The organism is Bradyrhizobium sp. (assembly GCF_022844465.1).
Taxonomy (GTDB): domain Bacteria; phylum Pseudomonadota; class Alphaproteobacteria; order Rhizobiales; family Xanthobacteraceae; genus Bradyrhizobium.
Map to the genome: position 1 here is coordinate 1 of NZ_JALHLP010000004.1, position 19,223 is coordinate 19,223.

The 19,223-nt window shown below is 58.2% G+C and carries 5 protein-coding genes and 1 pseudogene; 1 reads left to right on the forward strand and 5 read right to left on the reverse strand.

What is annotated here, in order from left to right; all coding sequences use genetic code 11:
• Positions 1 to 280: pseudogene (locus Q0D31_RS09905) on the forward strand (resolvase); the annotation flags it as partial.
• 105 nt (positions 281 to 385) lie between these two features.
• On the opposite strand, the gene Q0D31_RS09910 reads toward Q0D31_RS09905, so the two are convergent.
• The 5 genes from Q0D31_RS09910 to Q0D31_RS09930 form a co-directional block, all read right to left on the reverse strand.
• Positions 386 to 1,132 carry an FkbM family methyltransferase gene (locus Q0D31_RS09910; protein WP_291849228.1) on the reverse strand — a complete coding sequence of 249 codons (747 nt, stop codon included), beginning with the start codon at positions 1,130 to 1,132 and terminating at the stop codon, positions 386 to 388.
• Between the two features lie 612 nt (positions 1,133 to 1,744).
• Entirely contained in the window at positions 1,745 to 3,403 is a 1,659-nt protein-coding gene (locus Q0D31_RS09915) for a recombinase family protein (protein ID WP_291849232.1), read from the reverse strand.
• Positions 3,404 to 3,525: 122 nt separating this feature from the next.
• Positions 3,526 to 3,801 carry a hypothetical protein gene (locus Q0D31_RS09920; protein WP_291849235.1) on the reverse strand — a complete coding sequence of 92 codons (276 nt, stop codon included), beginning with the start codon at positions 3,799 to 3,801 and terminating at the stop codon, positions 3,526 to 3,528.
• Between the two features lie 378 nt (positions 3,802 to 4,179).
• The gene (locus Q0D31_RS09925; protein WP_291849238.1) at positions 4,180 to 9,867 is read right to left on the reverse strand and encodes a hypothetical protein; all 5,688 of its coding nucleotides are present in this window, start codon (positions 9,865 to 9,867) and stop codon (positions 4,180 to 4,182) included.
• The gene (locus Q0D31_RS09930; RefSeq protein WP_291849241.1) at positions 9,864 to 18,545 is read right to left on the reverse strand and encodes a hypothetical protein; all 8,682 of its coding nucleotides are present in this window, start codon (positions 18,543 to 18,545) and stop codon (positions 9,864 to 9,866) included. The genes Q0D31_RS09925 and Q0D31_RS09930 overlap by 4 nt, the downstream gene beginning before the upstream one ends.
• Positions 18,546 to 19,223 lie beyond the last annotated feature (678 nt).

Sequence of the window (19,223 nt, forward strand, 5' to 3'; positions counted from 1 at the left end):
GGCCGCGCTGGCGGCAAAGAAGGCGGCTGGAGCAAGCCTTGGTAACCCCCGCAACCTGGCTCACGCCGGCAACATTGGAAGGGCCGCGCTTATCGATGTCGCAGACGAATTTGCCTCGAGTCTAACTCCCGTGATTCAGGCAATCCGTGCCACCGGCGCGCTCACGCTGGCCTCGATGGCTATAGAGCTAAACCGGCGAGGTATCAGATCTGCCCGTGGTGGCAATTGGCACCGGTCATCGGTGCGAAATCTGCTGGAGCGCACGAAGCTGCTGGCCTGAATTCCCCTTTTTATAGTCGGGAATTTGAAAGGGCCGCCCGTTTCGACCTCCCGCAGACATCGTTACGGCCGACGATCATCTGTAACCACATCATGCGCGAATTGTCTAAGCCGACGGAAATTGCCTCGATATCGAAAGCGGTATCGTGCTTCCGATCGATCGTGGATGATAGAATAGGAAATCGCGGTGCCCGCCGTGCCCGAACTTGTAATGCGGTATGTTGTCGGGGTTCGTGTGGGGCAAATACTTATCTCCCAGCAACATGACCCCGAAATAGCCGAGACCTAGAAAGAACGAAAAAAGCTCGGGAGTTTCGGCGGCGACTGCCTCGAACTGCACAACCGGCCGATGACTGCGAATGGTTTGCTCGGCCCCGAGAAAAACATGCTGTTCGTGACCTTCCACGTCGCACTTGATGAATTTTAGATCGCAGAGGCTTCCCATATCGTCCAGCTTCGCGAGCGTGACCTTGATCGTCTCGGAATCTTCCCGGCGCCGGGATGGCTGCAACGACGCGCTGCCGTCCCCAATCCGCTGCCGGGCAAGCAATGCTACGCCGGGGGCGCTCGAAAGCGCGGTTTCGAGTATCGTCACGTTCTGCCAGCCGAAATCCGCCTTGCGGCGCTCAATGTAGCGTCGCATTTCCGGCTGTGGCTCAAATGCAAGAACGCGACCAGTCGCTCCAACAGCTTTGGACATCCAAAACGAATAGATGCCTTTGTTTGCTCCGATATCCAGCACTGTAGCCCCGCTCAAGTTGAGGCTCATCAGCGTTTTGATCGCAAGCCGTTCTGTCCTGTACCGATATCGCAGGCATCGGATCAGAAAGCGCATGTCGGAGTAGTTGAGCATTCTTGGCTCTCGATCATCTGCAGTTACATTACCAGGGTTCTCCAAGGCCCGCGCCACCATTGCGAAAGCAAGCTACTTGCCTCAGCGCCGGTTGGCGAAGTCTTGGGTATCCACCTAATACGACGTGCATCAATCATAGCCGCAATCTCGCTTGGAGTGGCGACAAGTTCATCCATCTTGAATTCGCCAACTGCGAAAGGCTTTCCGGCTTGCCGACAACCCAACTTTACAAAGCAGGCGGTCGATCCGGGCATCTCTGCGATGGCCTTCGCCTCTGGCAGGACGTTGCGCTCGCTGACGTAGAGTGACTGTCGAAACTCGGGACTCATGAGAAGCAATGCAGTTTCGTACCGATCAGCCACGCGCCTCCCGCACATGCTTGTATGCGTGTAGGCATCTACGGGAGGCGGCAACGCGGTACAGAAATTCTCCGTTGCACCGTCGGGCAAATCAGTGATTTATAGGGTGCTGGTCCAATAATCGTACAGGGAACCAGCCCAATGTCGCAGCAGTTCGACACGCCGTCCGAGTTGGTTGCAATTTCCAAGCTCAACGGCGATTTCAGAAGAAATTACGGCAAGCTAATCGGCGCAGTTCTCTATCTGCGTTCCATTAGTGCCGCGCGCGGCCGGTCGCTTCTCTGGTCCGGGCTGATTGTCGCGGCTTTTTCGACTTTGCCGCTGTTGGCGCAGAAGCTTGGGTGGCCGTGCCAACTGTTTCCATGATTTTTTGAATTACGCCTTCAAGGGAGCTAACCTGATACTTCTCGAAACGAGAGTAACGGCATTTCTCCCTTAGTGAGATCCGGAATTTGTTCATTTCGGTGGTGGGGATCAGAAAATAATCCACTATCTCTGAGTTTTCCTTGTCCAGGCGGAGCGCGAGCAAAAGGCCAGGAGGCAATTGCGCCCGACGATGGACATGCCAGACCGGCACCCTGCCGCTGTTGGGATAATATCGAGCAATTCGGAACGATACGGCCAACCTGTCATCGATGCTCAGTGTATGCGCCGCAGCGTCGAAGATCGCCGATGCGCCCAATGCCCTGATGCGTCTGGCAACATCAGAGGCCCTTTCCACCAGTTTCGTGTTCAGTAACGGGCGAGAGTCAATGAATTCACAGTTTCGCTGCGAACGATACCCGATGAGATCGAACGCTTTTCTCAAGCTGCCGAATCGCAACGCGTACAACCCCGCGCACGGCATGCCGCTCATCCTGCCCATGACCGTTGCGCTGAGCCGCCCCTTCTCGGTCAAGGCGTCTCTGAGCCGCTCAAGCAATTGCTGATCGGATCGCCTCACGTACTGCTGCTTCAAAAGCCGTTGGGCTTTCCAGAAGAGAGCATCCTCTATGATGGGCTCAAAGCCCCCGGTGCCTCGAACCCAATGCTCCGGCGGGTTGCTTCTCATGACCTGCCGCAGCCGGAACGACTTTCGGTTGTACACGATATTGCCGATGTAGTTCTCATTCTGCAGAAGATGATGGACAATCCGGCCGTTCCAAGGTTTGCCGCGATGGTTTGGAACGTGTTCCAGGTTTAGTTGACGCGCAATCTTCTCCTGGGAATGCCCTTTACGAACGAAGTTGCGGAAAACACGTCTCACGATGTCGAGTTCGTGTTGAGGCCCCGGTCGAAGTATGACGCGATCGGTTTGCAAATGCTTGCGCTGGCCCTTCTGGAGCGGCCCCTTGGGGCACCCGTTCTCGTCGACCAATTCGCGACGCAAGCCATAACCGGGAGTTGCGCCTGCGCGAAAGCCCAGGCTCGCAACTCGGCACGCGCCGGCATGAACCTTCACTGAAAGCTCTCGGCTATACTCGGCAGCCATGACTCTCTTGAGGTTCTTCACGATGCTCGACAACAGGCTGCCGTCATTGTCGAACTGCTCGGCGCAGTACGCGACCTTGACGCCCGCCTGCTTGCACACGAACTCGTAGTGCGCACTCTCATCGACGTCTTGAAATCGTCCCCACCGGCTCACGTCATAGACAAGGACATGGTCAAAATCCGCTCTGCCCGAGACAACGTCGTTGATGAGATCAATCAGGCCTGGCCGATTGCGAATTCGCAGCCCACTTTGGCCCTCGTCGGAATAGGTGCGGACAATTAAGAGATCGTGCTGGGCTGCGTACACAGCGATTGCTGCCGCCTGATTCTGTATCGAGTATCGCTGGCGCTCCGTCGACATGCGAACGTATTGGGCCGCTCGAAGCGCCCTTTGAGCCTTTGCAGGGTGTGTATTGCGGCGGACGACGAGCGCATTGACCATGGATCGACCCTCCGGATTGCCCGCGGCTAGGCGGACTTACAGCAGATCCAGCATTCGCCAGACGATCGCAACGGCCAGCATCACTGGCATAGCGTACACGGTCCTGCGGCCAATGCGGTTCATCAGTTGCAGTAGGTATGCACCCGCCCCATGCCGACGTTCATTGACTGGCATCTGGTTGGCTGGGCGATTGGTTGGAGCCCTGGGGTACTGGGCTGTGAGCCCCCGCTGTTGTTCACAATAACAGGTTGGGACGCCATGAAGGCGTTGTCTGCATCGTCGCGCGCCTTGGCTTGATGCATACGGCACTGGATGTAGATATCGGTCCCGGGCTTTGCGCCATAGCCCTTGCAGACCTCATCGTCTTTCCTGGCGAATTCCGCCTTCAGGGCGGCCATTTCAGCTTCTGACTGCCGACCTAGGCAGCCGGCCAACGGAAGCAGCAAAAGCAACAACAGCAACCTAACCGCTCGCATCTCGTCCTCCATCCCCTTTGCGTGCAAAATGGCATAAATGGCTGGGCGCCGAAATGACAATTTGTGTGTCGCTGAGCGGTCTGCGCGGCACGCAGCAAGATGTCCGCCTCCTGCCCAGAGCGGACATGCCGAGGTTGGAGCGGCCATGCTTTGATGAGCCGGGAGTGTCGGCCAGTGGCCGGCTTATGTCATAACATCTGATCGGCGAAGGAGTAGCACTGACGATTACGGCTCGCTCAATCTACAACATAGGTTCAAGATTTGACGTTGATGAAAGAGGCGGGCGGTATCCATTCCAAATTAATGCGAGACAACGTCCTCATCGTGCGAGACAGCTCGGATTTGTGGCGCGGGTCCTTTACGTATCCTATTCTTCGCGGTTCTCTTAGCCGCAACAGACGGTGAGGTAGGTTGCTGCAGTTGTTGCGACAGCATAAAGCGTGGGCCGGATGTGGAGAGAACGCTCCGCGGCGCTAGATTATTTTTCGGGTCATGCGAACGTTCATTGTCTGTTGAAGGCATTCGCTCGATTTCTTCGATGAGGATTTCATAAGGCGTTTCGTTTTCGGCGAGCGCGGGCACAACGAAATCGGCGCCCCATCCGTTTGATCCCTGCATTTCGGGAGCGCTCGAGAGCGAACCTCGAGCAACCTCCGCAGTGCAAACGATCTGTTTAACAGGAAGCCCGGCAGCGTTCTTGTGCCCACGCCGCAAAGTGATGAGCATCGTCGAGGTGGGCCCCTCATTTGGCGCCCGATGACTCGATGAATCTTTGGAAGCGATTAAGACGAAGTACTTCCACTTGGCGATTTCGTGTTGCGTCCCTCTGTTCTTCAATTTGTTACCTTGACCGGCGTTCGGCACAGCCTCAACATACACTTTCACTTCGCGTGGAGCGGGTATCTGCGCCCAAGAAGCCAGCGGCGCCGAACATTCAAGGCCGGGCAGCGAATGGTGTTGAAAGCGGACGAGACCGAAACGCACAAATGGTTCAGGTGCCGAACCTGGGTCGACATGCACATCCACGAACCATTTTTCGATATCTGGATGGAAGCGAGGTACAAACGTGCCGAGCGCCACCTGTAGCGTTTCGACCGGTTTTCGCTGTGCGCCCTTGTCTACCGTTTCATCGGTCGCCCGTTCAAAGCCGTCCTGAGCTGCCGGCAACGCGACGCAATCCACAAATGTCGGCAGTTCGTCGTCCTGCTTCAGCGGCACCGCAACCTTGCCTGTGATAGCAGACTTAGGACCGCAAGCTGGCTCTGCGCCTTGTTCGGGAGCGGCGGGTTTCGTACGCAGATCAAGAAAACTGTCGCGTGCCATGAACGGACCGATGGGCCGCGGCGCATTGCTGCCTGCCGTACCCCGCTCGAGCTTTGGATGGAAGCGGATCGGGTCGGCACCGAGCCGGGTAACGAATTTTCCTGCTTCACCCAGATCGGCGTCGTCGAAATTCCACAGGTCCATCTCTCCCATCGTCTTGTCCGAGCTACGTGGCACATAGCCATCGGCAAGATGCGGCGGCTCGATGCCGTTGATGCGCGGCGGCCACAATACGATGCCAAGACGTTCACCTTCGCCGGAGGAATACCAGGGCCGGTCGAGATAGATGCGAAGGCTCGGTTCGCAGCGATAGGTGCGCCAATGGCCTTCTATATGAATTGCTGGCGGTCCAAATACTGGATCGATGGCGTGAACAACCGGCTTATCCGGGCGGCGTGTCGCACGCAGCCAGATGGGCGTCGTCATCTCGGCACTGTCTGCCGTCAGCGACGACTCTCGTTCCGGCACATATTCATCTTCCGGCAGAAATGAATTGCGCTCTAAACTCGGAGTGGGCGAAGACGTGGCTGCCGCCGCGACGAAGCGGAAAAGCGGCGCATGCCGCGAGCCGGAACGCAACGTTACAATCAGCTTCCGCGCTAAATGATCGCCAAAAGGATCGAGGCAAAGCGATCGGTTTGCGGGATTGCCCGACGTGACCTGGCCAAGCTTTGCAGTGGAAGTCCCGTCGTCCGTCGTCCTAGGCAGCGCATTGAGTTGCTCCTGCACCAACTCGACGGTTTCAAGTGCGTGATTCTTTGGTTTATCCGCTCCCGGCGCCCCGATTGCATCGAGTTCAAGCAACGTCACCTCCTGGCGAGGCAGCAAGACGCAGCCCTGCGCATCGACCTCGAAACCATACAGCGCGCGCGTCGGGGGAACATCGCGGGTCTTTTTTTTACCTCCGTCTTGATATATCTGTTTCGGTGTGATCGGTATGACGCCTCGCCAATTTCCGGTCAAACGGTCGTAATGGCTACGGCCGCGTTCCGGATCGTCGATTTTGAGCCCGCGCACGGCGACTGCCTGCGCTCGCACGAGGAGCCGGCGCGACGTGTCACGGTCGAACAACACTTGGCCCGACAACACGAAAGTGGAATCGCCGGGCGTGCCTTTAACGGGTTTGCCTTTGCCAAGATCCTGCAAGGCGATCCTGCGCGCGGCGTCGTTTGCCGCAACGCGGTGAATGTCGATAGGATTGGCGTCGAAGGACGGTGCCGTCGGCTTGTCGATCGCATGGGTGAGGTGGATGGTCTCGACCGATGCGATGTCCGCGATCGGACGGCGTAGCATCGATTGATGCAAGTGGGCCGCAACCGACTTGACGATGTCGCCGTAAACAACGGTATCGCCATGGCCGACCCAGCTCTGCGGACCTGGAGTGGTGACTTTCTTGAAATCCTTGAACATCTCGCTCAAGATCTGATCGACGCCGTTCTCGTTGCCAAATTGTGCCCGGCTGCGCTCTAGTGCGCGGATCGCCAGCGTCTCCGGCAAGTCGAAACACTGTGTCAACATTCTCTCCGAAGGCACTGTCCAGCAGTCGAGCTCGAAAGCATCGCCGGGGTACAAGGCCAACGTCACGATGCGCGCGTCGATGTAAGGGGCATCGGCGGGGTCTACGCCATCGCCGATCTTGCCGGACCTTATGCTCTCAAGGAAATGGGCGTGCTCAGTGACTTTGTTCTCTGGCCGCTTCTTGTATACACCAGCAATCAGCTTCGGCCGTTTGAACACGATCGCAACCGGCTTCGGCCGCCCATTATCATCGGAGATTGCTACTGTGATCGGATCGCCCTCGAAATAAGACGTGCTGGGCTGTGTGCCCGCGGGACGGAACGCCAAGACCAGCGTATGGGCGGCGGGGTCGGCGTAATAAATTCCGCTGCCGTTGGCCTTCATCCGGCCGGCGCGGTTTCTGCTTTCATCGCGTGTCTGCAATTTGAAAACCGTCTCGCCTTGCTGCTTCGGCGGCTGCATCTTCGTTATCCCGTCAGCGCGTTTTTCGACCACGTGCGGCAAAGAAACGCGATTGTGGCGCACAATATCCCCCGGGGCGGTGTCGTCGCCGTAAACCGGAAAACCGCCCCACTCGGCGTCGAAATCGATATTAGCGAAATCACCGGAAGGGATGTCGCCGGTTACATTGCGATCAAAGCGACCGTGGCGCATGGCCTGTTCAAGGCCGAGCTGCGCGGGGAGGATGACGCGCCAGGTTTCCCCCGGTGCAGATCGCTCTTCCGACTCGGCCGGAAGTTTGGTGCCGCGCAAGGTCCGCAGCGTCACCGTACGGGCCGATTGTTTGGCCAGGCGATCCGCTTTCTTGGCGATGCCGAGTGGCAGCAATATCTGTGGTCTTAGCACGCGTTCCAGCCGCAGGAAGCGCCGGAAGCTGTTGGTCCCGCTGCGCGGCATTGGCAGCGCGAGGCCATTCTGTCCGTCGTCGTAAAGCTTCTTCGCCTCTGCAAGCGGAATGCAGGCGCCACCGAGAAAAACCGGCCGCATACCAAATGCATAGGCCCAGCCGAAGCGCAGCTTGGGCGCCAGACGTGGTTCATCTGCCGTATTTCCCCCGTCTCTGTCGCTCGCCGACGGCAAACCGATCCGCCGGCTGATTGCGAGACCCTTGCCGGGATCGATGACGATCCCTTTGTTTTTCTCATCCTCGATGCAGCTGACACCGAGCGGATCGCCCTCCCAGGTCGCGATACCTTCATCGGCATGCAGCATCTCGCTATTGCTATTTTCCATAAATCGACGGCGGCGCACCGTCGGAGCCATCACCGCAGCGTCGAGGTCGCGCCGCCGCGGCGCTTCAAATTTTAGAGCGCCGCTTCCAAGCCATTTCTCGATATCGTCAGGCGCCCCCGCACTTTCCTGGCCTGGTTTGAGGTAGCTGATTTCGCGCTCGCCAAGGCTACGCCACTCTAAGACTGTTCTCGCGACAGTTTCCGCGCCACGCAGCTTTTCGATTTTCGCAGTGCCGACATCAACCCGATAGCCGATCGTCAGGTCGTCGGCGTCCAGGATCACGATACCGTCCGTTTTCCAAGGCTCCACCGCACAGGCCAGTTCGTAGGCGATGGATGACGCACGCCAGCGATCGAGCAGCACGAAACCCCGGGTCATTGCGTTGCTTTCGCTTTCTTGTAGCGCGGCCGGAACCTCGACAGGTGCGCCGGCGTCATTGAGCGCCTTCAGCGCGTTCGTTGCGCGGGTGGCCGCGCGTGACCGAGTTTCTGCCGACTGTCCGGGATCGTTGGTCACGATCGCGAAGCGCCGCACCCGTGTAGACGCTAACTTGTCTTTGATTAGAACATTGGTCGTCGCGCCGAGATCGACCACGCCGTTGAGCGTTGTCGCTTCGCCGGTGTCTCTGATTTTCGAGACGTCGCAGCCTGCGCAAGACAAGTCGAGTTCCTCACGCGTCGCGGGGTAGAACGACATTTGCGGATTCATCTTGGCCTTGAACAAGGTCGCGAACGATCCGCCGACAGTCCGGGGTCCACGCAAGAATCCGAACCACTCTTGCGAAGTCTCCGCCGGTCGCGCCAGACTGCCGAGTTCAACTTCCATATCCACCACAAAACCAAACAGTCGAGCAAGCACTGGATAGCTGCGCATCGCGAAGAGCAATTCGCGCGCGCGCAACTTGGCCTTCGGACTGTAGGTTGAACCCCCATCGATTCTGGGGGAAAATTCTTCCTCAGTCGGCAGATCGTCCGGGTCTTTGCCTTTGGTATCCGGAAAAGTCGCCGCTTCGTGCAGCGAGCGAGTCTCAAAGCAGATCGCCCCAATTTGCGCCTGCTGAAAGATGTGATCGACAAGATATCCGAGCTCGGCGCTTGGTGTATCCTTGAGCAGGATATTGTTGGCTTTGGCCGCATCTCCCTCTTTTAGATATTGCGTACGAGTACTATAGGCGTTTGCCAGGCCCTCGAGCAGAGGGTGAAGCACAGGGTCCAACTCATTAGGCGGCGGCTTCGTGAACCCTTTCTTCTTCTCATCCTTGCGTCTATTCTCTGCTTCTTCCTCGCTTTTTTTGATGTCGTCTTCGAGATTGGTGTCCTTGCCGACTCGCAAAAGTTTTGCTTCGGCTGGTTTGCCGCCTGCCTCCTTTAGCGAAGCCGCTGCACGATCGGCGATATTGATCAGTTGTACCAGCGCCGATTCTTCGCGGCCAAGCGGCACGACGCGCGGTAATTCTTCCCCTGTCGATGAAATTTTTGCTGCGAAATAGGGCTCCTGAACCATATTTGTTTTTCCGAAGCTTGATTCCGCGATGACACTGTAAAGTGCGCTCCAGATATTCTCGTCGTTGCAGACTGATCCGTCGCCGGACTGGACCACTTGGCGCCAAAATTCTGCAATTTGTGTGCGATGTTCGATCGGCGCGTCGACCAATCTCACCTTAATCGAATTGAAATCACCTGGCGTGGCCCGACCTGTTGCCCTAACTCCTGCCACCTCGATTTGTTTCTCGCCGTTGCCGCCCCATTTCTGCACTTCCTCGAATATGGTCTCTGGCCACTTATCCAGATCGATTGTTTCCACATCGCCGTCATCGACTCTGGCCGTCGGGAAGATGTTGACCGTCAGCCGCACTTCGTTGTTCTTCGTCCATCCAGCGGCGACAACTCGCGTCGAGAAACCTACTTTGGTCATACGAACGTCCATTCATTTCCGGACTTACTGAAATAGTTCTTGTATTCGCGATAGTTTCTAGTCTTGCCGACCGCTTCGCTCTGAACTCTCGCGCGAACAACGGTCGTAGCCGCATTTGACGACGTATATTCCGTGGGTGAAAGGTCTAGCACCTTTCCGTCCATGGCATATGCATCGCCGTGCTGCGACAGGTCGGCGAACCGGGTATCGCTTTCTAGTGATGCCGTCTCGGTGCCACCGGAGCCTTTCTCATTGTGTGCGACGCGCACTGAGAACTTGATCGATGCAAGGCCGACGCGGAACGAAAAGGTGAACACGGCAACGCCCGTTAAATTGCCGTCCTTCTGCGTTAGGCGGACGTAAAGTGACGCGCAGCCGAGCGAGAAACCGGCGATCGTCGCTTCGCCGCCGGCAAAGAAGATGCCGTAAAGCTCGGTCGAGCCGACGCCGGTGCGAATGAAAACACCCACGGTGATGCGGCCCGCACCGTTCAAAGGTCCGAAGCTGAAGCCGCCTCCGCCGCCATACTCGAAAGAGGCCTCGAAGCCAACGATGCGCTTGGAGTTGGCGATCAATCCGAAATAGCCACAGCCGGCATACGGTGCAGCAGAAATCAAGAAGGGCGCCTCAGCGCGGCCGATGCCGATCAAGAACCGCGCGTCGCCCTTGTCGAACGGCAATTCAGTCGCCACCTGCAACGACAGATTAGAAATATACATATTGCCGATGCTGAGTGGATTGAGCGCGATGCCGTAGCCGGCGACGATACCGATGCCGCCGCGGCCCGACATCGGCCGAAGGTAGAAGCCGGAGCCGTCTTTCGGACTGCCGAGATACGACTCCAGCTTTTTGATGAAATCGACCAGTTTGCCGAGAATGACGTTGTCGATCTTGATGTTGAAATTGACACCCTCACCCGGGACGGCGGTGAAATGGCTCGGGGCGAATTGGAGCTTGACGATATCGAAGCCGCCGAACAGGGCCAAGGTCATGTCCGGCAAATAGCCTGCCGCCCGCACCGAGGATTGCGATGGATTGAACAGATCGATCACGCCGGTGGCTTCGAGAACCAGCTCTTTCGGTCTACCCTTGGGATGAACGCGATTGCCGAAAGTAAGCAATGGATTACTGCTTCCCGACGGTAGGGCTTCGAACAGCGGAACGCCAAAATCATAGCTTCGGGTGATGCGGGCCGGCACCATCTGACGGACCGCAATCTCGACTTCTTCCCGCAGGCGATCAAAATTGACGAATTGCGAAATGTCGCCGCGCACAGTGTTTCGCAACGTTTCGAAAATTCTCGTGGCCAGTTCGAGCGGTGCGGATTTTCCGTTGGCCCACTGGCTCAGAAGAAGCTTCAGTTTGTTGAAGTTGACGAGGCTAAGCTCCTTCTTCGCCGCTCGAAGCCACTCCAATTCCGACTCGATCCCGTCAAGATTGGGCCGTTCTAATTCAACGTCAGTTTTTCCCGCGAGAATGTCTTTGAACGGTTTATTGTCCTGCTTGAACAGAACCGCGATGAAGCGCAAGAATCCCTTTTCGCTGCTATTGCCAATGCGCGTGTCGAGGTCCTCGCGAGCTCTTATGATCTGCTCGTAGACAAGTTCGAGCGGCGCCAGCAGCGGATTGATCGCGGGCTGCACGATGACCTTGATCAGTGCATTGCAAAATTGCTCGTCGGCTCTGTCCGCGAGCCGCACCAATCGCTCGAACGGCGCGGCCACCTTCGAGCGGATTTCGGTTTCGACCAGACGAAGCTGCTTCTCGAACTGCTTCTGGAAGAGCTCCAATGCAGCGTCGTCCTGGATTACGTTCGGAAAGTCTTCGATCTTTTTTTGCCATGTCTCGACGACGCCTCGCAACGAAGCGGTGTCTGCGGACGCGATCTCGTTGGCAATGGCCTCCAGTTCCTCTCGCACTGGAGCCGGAAGGCCGCGGGCCTCGTCTTTGAGCTTGGTAGCAAGGGCATCGAGCTTGTTCGCCACCGTAGCGGTCACGGCCGTGTTTGCGTCTTTCGCCGCCTGTTTGGCCGCAGCGAGCCACGCATTTGCAAAACGCATACGGACGGCGATAACTACCGCAGGGTCTGTCAGCAGATCGCGGCTGACGTCTCGCGCGAGGGCCGTGACGCGCCGCAAGGCGGCCAGCGGTTCGGACAGGATCCGGAGCACGTCGCGCGCCGCATCCGGATTGTTGCAGGCATCCGGAAGATCGCTCACCTTCGTCGTCGCGAGTTCAAGCGTCTGCACCGCTACCCCAAGCTCCCTGAGCCGTGCAACGAGGGTCGTGGGGGCCGGTGGTTCGGGGATTGCATCGGCAACAGCGGTGATCTCAGTACGCAATGTGCCGAGTGCAGCCGTCGGCGGAGCAATGGCCACCAACGCACCTCTGATCTCGCTGATCAGCGAATTGCAGTATTGCAGCCATGTCCTGCTGACTGCGACCAGCGCGATGGATAAATCCTCGGCCATTGCATCGCCGAGCATTTTGAGCGCCGTCAGCGCGCGTTGAACGGGATCGTCTTTGCTGTCCTGAAAGGCTCGAACGGCTTCCGCAATTTTGCTGATGAGCCCCTCATTCGACAGCAGCGATTCGAGACTGCGCCCGGCAATGGCAACCACTGCCTGCTCGACGCTTCGGCGATCAAAGGGCGGCTTTAGCCGGTCGATGATCGTTTTGATCGCCGGTGCGTTGTTGTCCTTGAGCTTCGCGATGGTCTCGATCTGCGAGTGGTATTTGTGGAGCGTTGCAAGCAACACGTTGGCGGTTGCATCCAAAACCTCTTGCTTGATGTCTTCGATCGCTTCATCCGCTTTTCCGGATACGAACACGGGAAAGGAAGCAAGCTTGTTCTTAGCCATGGCCTGCAGCATCGCCAGCGCAGCAAGGGCTTTGGCTTTTTCCAGCGCGGCGCGCTCTTCCGGTGTTGTCAGTTCGACAAACATCGGGAGGCGCATCAGCGACGCGAGCAAAACCTGGGCGTCGCTCTCGACCTTGGCTTCCACCAATTTTAACACCTGGCCCGCGACATCCTTCAGCGGCTGCTGCAAGGTCGCTTCAAGTCTATCGCGTAAATCCAGTACACCGCCGAGCAGCGTACGCACGCGCAGGCGAACCTCGGTCTTGATTGGACCGACAGGATCGCGCGCGATGATGCGCAACGCATTGAGCAACCGGTGGCCGGAATGCCGGATGGTGGAGAATGCGACGATCGCCTCCAAGGCATCGCTGGTGGCGGCGACGTCGAGCGCTTTGCGCAGGTCGGTCAGACTCGCGTCGAGCTCGGGATACAGCAGTTTGAGGTCGAGTTTGGTGGCGTCGATGTCCGACGTCGTTGTCTTCAAGACTTCCGCGGCCGCCTTGTCCCAGCTCGTCCGGAAGGTGGTGATCGCGGTGACCAGAACCGGGAGCACCTCGCGCCGCAGCAGCGACAAGGTCTCCTCGATTGCAGAGTCGATTTTCTCGCTCATTCGGGGCAGTTGGTCGTTGCCTGTAAGATTTAGCAGGTCGCTGAACGTCACGAGTCCAAGCAGCTTGGCGTCGCTGGAGAAGAAGCTCTTGAAGTTGAACGCCGGCGGCGCGCCACCTGTGTCACCAATGGGTGCGGGAGTTGATGTCGATGCTGGTACAGGCGCTGGTTTCGATGGGGCGCCAACCGGCCCGACCTTGCGTGAGAGCCACTGGACATTCATTGCAGGCTGCGCGAGCCCGCCCGAGCGGTCGCCTGCGCTTCCCATATCGAGCGAAAGCTGTTCAATCAACTCCGCGTAGCCTTCGGGCACGACCTCGTCTTTATCGTCTTTCGAAAATCCCTTCTCGCGATAGAACTTGGGAAAGAAAATATCGACCGCGCGCAGAGAGCGGCCGACGAAGCGCTCGGCCGGGCCGGCTTTCACCTTGGCGCGGGCAATGAACGGATAGAATGGCGGCTGATCCGCGCCTTCGAGGATCGGATCTTTTTCAAACCGCATGTTGAACGGTGTGTCGGTATTGGGCGACTTCCGGTCCAGCAGTTCGATCGGGTCCAGCACATCGGCCTTGCTGCCGGCGCGGCCTTCCGCGCCGATGGTCCACGACAGTGTTTCGAGCGTGCATTGACCCTCGCGCTGCTCTTCAGCGTAACGGCGCCGCGCGCCATCGTGCCAAACCGTTCGAAATTTTCGGGGCGTCTCGTCAGCGCCATTGTAGTAATCGCTGAGCGCCGACAGCACCTCGGGGTCGTTGGCTGCGATGTTATCGACGAACAGCAAGGGCATCCGCACCGACGACGGATTGCCTTCGATCGTGAATTCGAACGAGATGGTGTCCGAGGCGCCGGGTCTCGTTCGCGGCCAGAACACCAGGCCGGGCTTCAGTTCGCTGCGAGGGACAATCGGGATCTCCTTGCCTGAGGCGAAGTCGATTCGTCCGCCGGGAAGCTCGCAAAACCGGAGCTGCTTTTCCACATTTTCTGAATTCTTGAAGCTACGAGGTAGCGGCTTTAATTCGCGGACTCTATCGTTTAGCGGATCGACAATGTCCGGCGTTTGTAGCGTCAGCATTTTCAGCCGCGAGACCGGGAAGCGCCGTCCGTCATCGGCTTGTCCCGCCGCCGGGTATGTCTTGTCGGGATCGCCGATGCGGATGAATTTGCGCTGGATCAGAAACGCGCTGACCTGATTGTTCGCAGGATTGCGGAAAAACAGCCGTTCGGTGAGTTTGACCAGCGATGCGCGTACGCCGAGCGGAAACAAATAGCCCTTGTAGACCACCTCGGTTTCGATATCGCGCCCGATCACGGTGATCTGCCGCCATCGTTCGACCGAGAAGCCGATACTCAGCGGCCGGCCCATTTTGTCGAGCTCGGGCGAAGGCGGCCGGAACGTGGTGTCGAGATTGAGCGTGCCGCCGCGCGCGCTAAGCCGCAGCGCGCGGACGCCCAACGGCTCGGGCATGTAGATCGCCGACTGATCGGTGTCCTTACCTAAGCCTTCGTTCTTGTAGGCCTTAATGCCGGGCAGTTTATAGTTCTCGGGCGGCTCGACCTGCGAAGAGTCCATCAGCCGCAGCGCGGCGCTCCGGCGCCCCATCGCCGGCATTCCGTAGATCGAACTGAGGCCAACAATCTCGTGGCGGTCAAACGCATCAAGGCCGGTCCGGAAATTTGCCGGCTCGCCCTCCTGATTGGCCAGACCCCAGGGCGCGCTGTTGTCCCGGACCGGCGGCGGCGCTTTTGCTGTCACTGTTCCGGGCCTGAAGTCCGGTGACCAGATCGCTCGGAGCGAAGGCGCGCGGCCTTCGAGATCGAGATTGGCCGACCACAGGCTCGGCGCGACGCTCCATTTTTCCCCGCTCGGCCATAGTACCTTGTTGTCGATCGGATGCGGTGTACGGAAGCGGCCGAACTGGCTTGGTGAAAGCATGAGCCGAAACGGCAACTCTATCGAAGTGACGTCCTTGGCCGGCTCTTGCAGCGAGCCTCCGATATCGTCGAATCGGCCCGCGATAGTTCGATCAGGTTGAATTCCCTGATAGCGCAAAATGCGCCCGATATCGGTTTCCGGCGCACGCAAAGTGTCATGGGGTTGCCGCCCGCCGGGGGCGATCTCGAGCATTTCGGCGCGGCGCGTGACGACGAGGTCATGCCGCCCCCAATCAGTCAGGCCGTCCAGCGTGAATGGAATCATCTCATGCGCGGCGTCGAAGGTCAGCGCAAAGACGAGCCGCGATGGACCAGACAGACGCGCCGGCGTAACCGCCTTGAAAGCTTCCGGAGCAAAATAGCACTCGTGGAGTGCAATCAGGAATTTGCGGACGTCTGCGCTGGCGAGCGCTGGCTCCTTTAGCAGTTTGGCAAGCGCGCGCGAGCCAGGATATTCGGCCGGTAGCAGACGCAATTTCGATTTCTTTTCGGGGTCGTCACCAACCCCTTTGTTCTTGAGCTTGGCATATAACGTCGAGACCCTTGCAAATTCAGCGTCGCGCTGCACCATGCCGCGCCGCAATTGCTCCTGCAAATCTTCGGACCAGAGGGTGACGTCCGCAGGAAGCTCGCGATTCAGCGTGTGCTCGAAAAGCGCTCGCAAAGAGGCCGGTGCATCCAGCGGCGGCAGTGTCCAGATTTTCTCCTCGGCAGTGCCGGCCCCATTCCTTACCTTGTCCTGCGCGCGGAGCAAAGCAAGGAAGAACCTGCGCGCATCGGGATCGAGCGCCAATGGATGGGTGCCAATATAGATTCGCTGCGCAGCGGTGAGTGCATCCCACTCCGGAACCAGGGCAAGATAGGAATCGACACAAAACGGATCGTCCCAAACCGCGCCGCTCGAGAACGTCGCGACCAGGTCCAGGAAGGAAGAGAACAATCCGCTGTCGCCCTTTAACGTGCGCTGCTCGTCCTGCAAAGCCCGGCGTCGCGCTTCATTTTGAAGACATCCGTTCTCGGCGAGTGCAGTGAGCTTGCCAAGATAGGTCGACGGGCTGGTGATCCACTCGGGTGCCGGCGGCAATGCGACGCCGTCGTTGATCTGCCGGTAATAGGCCTGCTCCGCGACATGCTGCGGTGGGAAATGCACCAGCAGACGGGGCCGGTCGTCGCTACGGCGAGCGTCGGTTTGTCCCGGCGTTGGTGTACTGGTGGGGCCCGCGGCGTGGCGAATTTGTGCGGGTACGATCCGCGCGTATGGCGTCGTGCTGCCGGCCTTGGCGCGCTTGCCAATTTCAAGAAACAGTCCCTGGAATCCGAACGACAGCGCTAACTGATCGCCGGCACGGCGAGCCGACAGGGTTGCGCCATCAAGCGCGATCCGGATCGGCGCGGTGATCGTCGTGAACTGGCGGTTCTTCACGCCACTGGTCGGGGTCTCGCTCAATGTCAGCGGCGGTTCGCCTAGTGGTATCCAGGCGCGCGCGAATGAACCATCGGCCGCGCGTCGCAGCGCGTCATTTCTCTCTTGCTCGCTCAGTGTCCGGTCGTTCTCGATCGCCAGCCGCTTGTGCAGGATGATCGGCCGTTTTTCGATGTTTGAGATGCTGAACAACGTTTCGGTGGCGCTGAAGTCGAGACGGCTCCACACGTCATCCGGGCTCGAGATTGCCTGCTTCGCCTCTCGCGACACGGCCGATGCCGGCTGCTCCAGCGCGATGTTGAAATTACGCAACAGCGCGCGGGCTTCGAAATTGACCAGACGGTCTGCCGACAGCCGCGCGTAAAATTCGGTGCGGCCGAGTTCGGGAAGATCGATGTCGGCAAAATCTGGTGGAAACTTGCTAGATTGTCCGGACACGACTTTGGGTTTTTCGGGCGGATCACCCTCGATGCCGACTGGCCCATAGGCCGTATCCAGAGTGAACGTCTTGTCGGAGATCCGGCCGCGGATTTCATCGATAACGCCGCCGCCCGCCCTTTCTTCCGCCGCGAGAGACCGCCGCGTCAACAATGCTTCGCGCAACTCGAAACGGCTGGGCGGCACCTGCTTGGACTCGGCGTGGATGAGCGTTACCGTCCCGGCCGCCTTCAGGAGAGACACGGCGTTTGCAGGATTGCCCCAATGCCGGAACGCAAGTTGCAACGGCACACACGGATCATGACTAAACGTAAGTTGAGGCGCAGACTTGTTGAGAGCGGGAGGGTCCTTGACGTTCCATTCCACTCCGTGGGCGACTCCAATTAGGGCTGTGGTGATCGGTTTCTGTGCCGCGGCGGAGTTGCCATCCCGCATTTGTCCGTTCTGCTGCGCTGCCTTTGCCGTCGGGTCGGAGCTTGTCGTGTTTCTCCGCTTTTCCGTGTCCTTACTGGTAATTTCTCCCTGCAACGCCGCGCCCGGCCCCTCGCCATCCGGGATGCGGTGGATTTTCAGATTGCGGAAGGTCACGGCACCCTCAAGCGCGACCAGCCGGTTGCGCGACGAGGGCTTCAGGTCGGTTTGAATTTCCCAATGCCCGTCGTTGAACAGCTTGAGGATGCCGCCGCCCTGATCGACGGAAATTCGTTTTTCGAAGAGACGCGCAAGAATTGCGTCCAGCTTCCTTTCCGAGCGAATGGGAAATTCGAGTGGGATGCTCTTCTTGACATCGAAAAAATCGAATGCAGCGACAGCATCCGACCTGAAACTGTCGTTTCCGAACGCGACTTTGGCCTGCAGATAGGCTACGCTGGCCTTGTCCAGCAATTCGAATGACAGTTTGAAGGTTGCTGTCTCACTGTCTAGAAAACGGGATCTGTTAATTTCAAAGGTACGAAATTTTTGTATTTCGGCAGGCTTGAAAACAATCCCGGTTTCGGCATCTGCAAACGGCGTCGCGTTGAACGCGATGCGGCGCCATACGATATTTTTCCAGACTCGACGTATTGTTTTGCGCTCTCCTGCGGTTAGGTTTCGGTTTTCCTCCGACGTGCAGATGCGCCAATTTGGAGGGTTATCTTTTATCTCGCATTGCTCACAGAGATAGTGTTCGAGCAGCAAGATTTCCGCGAAATAGCGGCGTGGCGCCAAGGGGCGGCCGCGATCATCTCGCACCGACGTAGGCCTTAATGTGAATGCCGGCGGCTTGCTTTCAAAAGCCGTGGGTTCGGTTGCTACCGCACGCGTTGTTGCCGCAATGGCCGAGACAGAAAGTCCGCCCACAATCGCGCGTCGCGACACCAACAACGAGTTCGATTTGCCCGCCCGCCCGCCGCGGGCGTTCACACGCTCGTCCACGCGCGCCCCCCTTTAAAAAAAGAAAGACGAAAAAAATCGCGGCACGGTTCTGCAAGCCGCGCTATCTACAATAATATTTAAGCTGCCACAGGATTTACGTGCGGGCAAGCAATTCTTACAATTGGTAATTGACTCGCGCGGAGATTGCGTTCTCAATGAAGTATATTGGTTTTTTAGGCACTCCATCGGCGGGAGATAGGCGTGCTAAGGATTCTTGACGGTTGCTGTCGCGATTTGCTTTCTAAGCCCGGTTCTGACGTGGGCGGCAGAAGTGAAAATTGAGGTCAAGACGTTCATTGCGAGGATGGGGCCCTCTCCTGATGCGCGAGTCGTACCTCCCGTCGGAAGCAACGAAGAAAGCGCTCGGCTTTGAAGGTCTGATAATGACCCGAACGCAGGCGCTTGCGTTCATGTGCCGGACAGATGATAGCTTTTCAGAGAATCCTGCGACCAGCGATCCCGCGGTGGCCAACTATCGTTTGTGGAGCCGGGTAAAGTTCGATGTGGCCTGTGAAGGAACGTCGATCAGTGAGTGGTCGGTGTCTTCGCTCGAAAGCCGCTTTGGGAAGGAGGGATCTTTGAATGCAGTTGGGGAAACCACGCGGGAGGGCTCACCTTCTCGTGTTCGTCAACGCGCGTGGGCGTTGCAGAACGGGTGCCGGCTCCAAGATGAGCAGC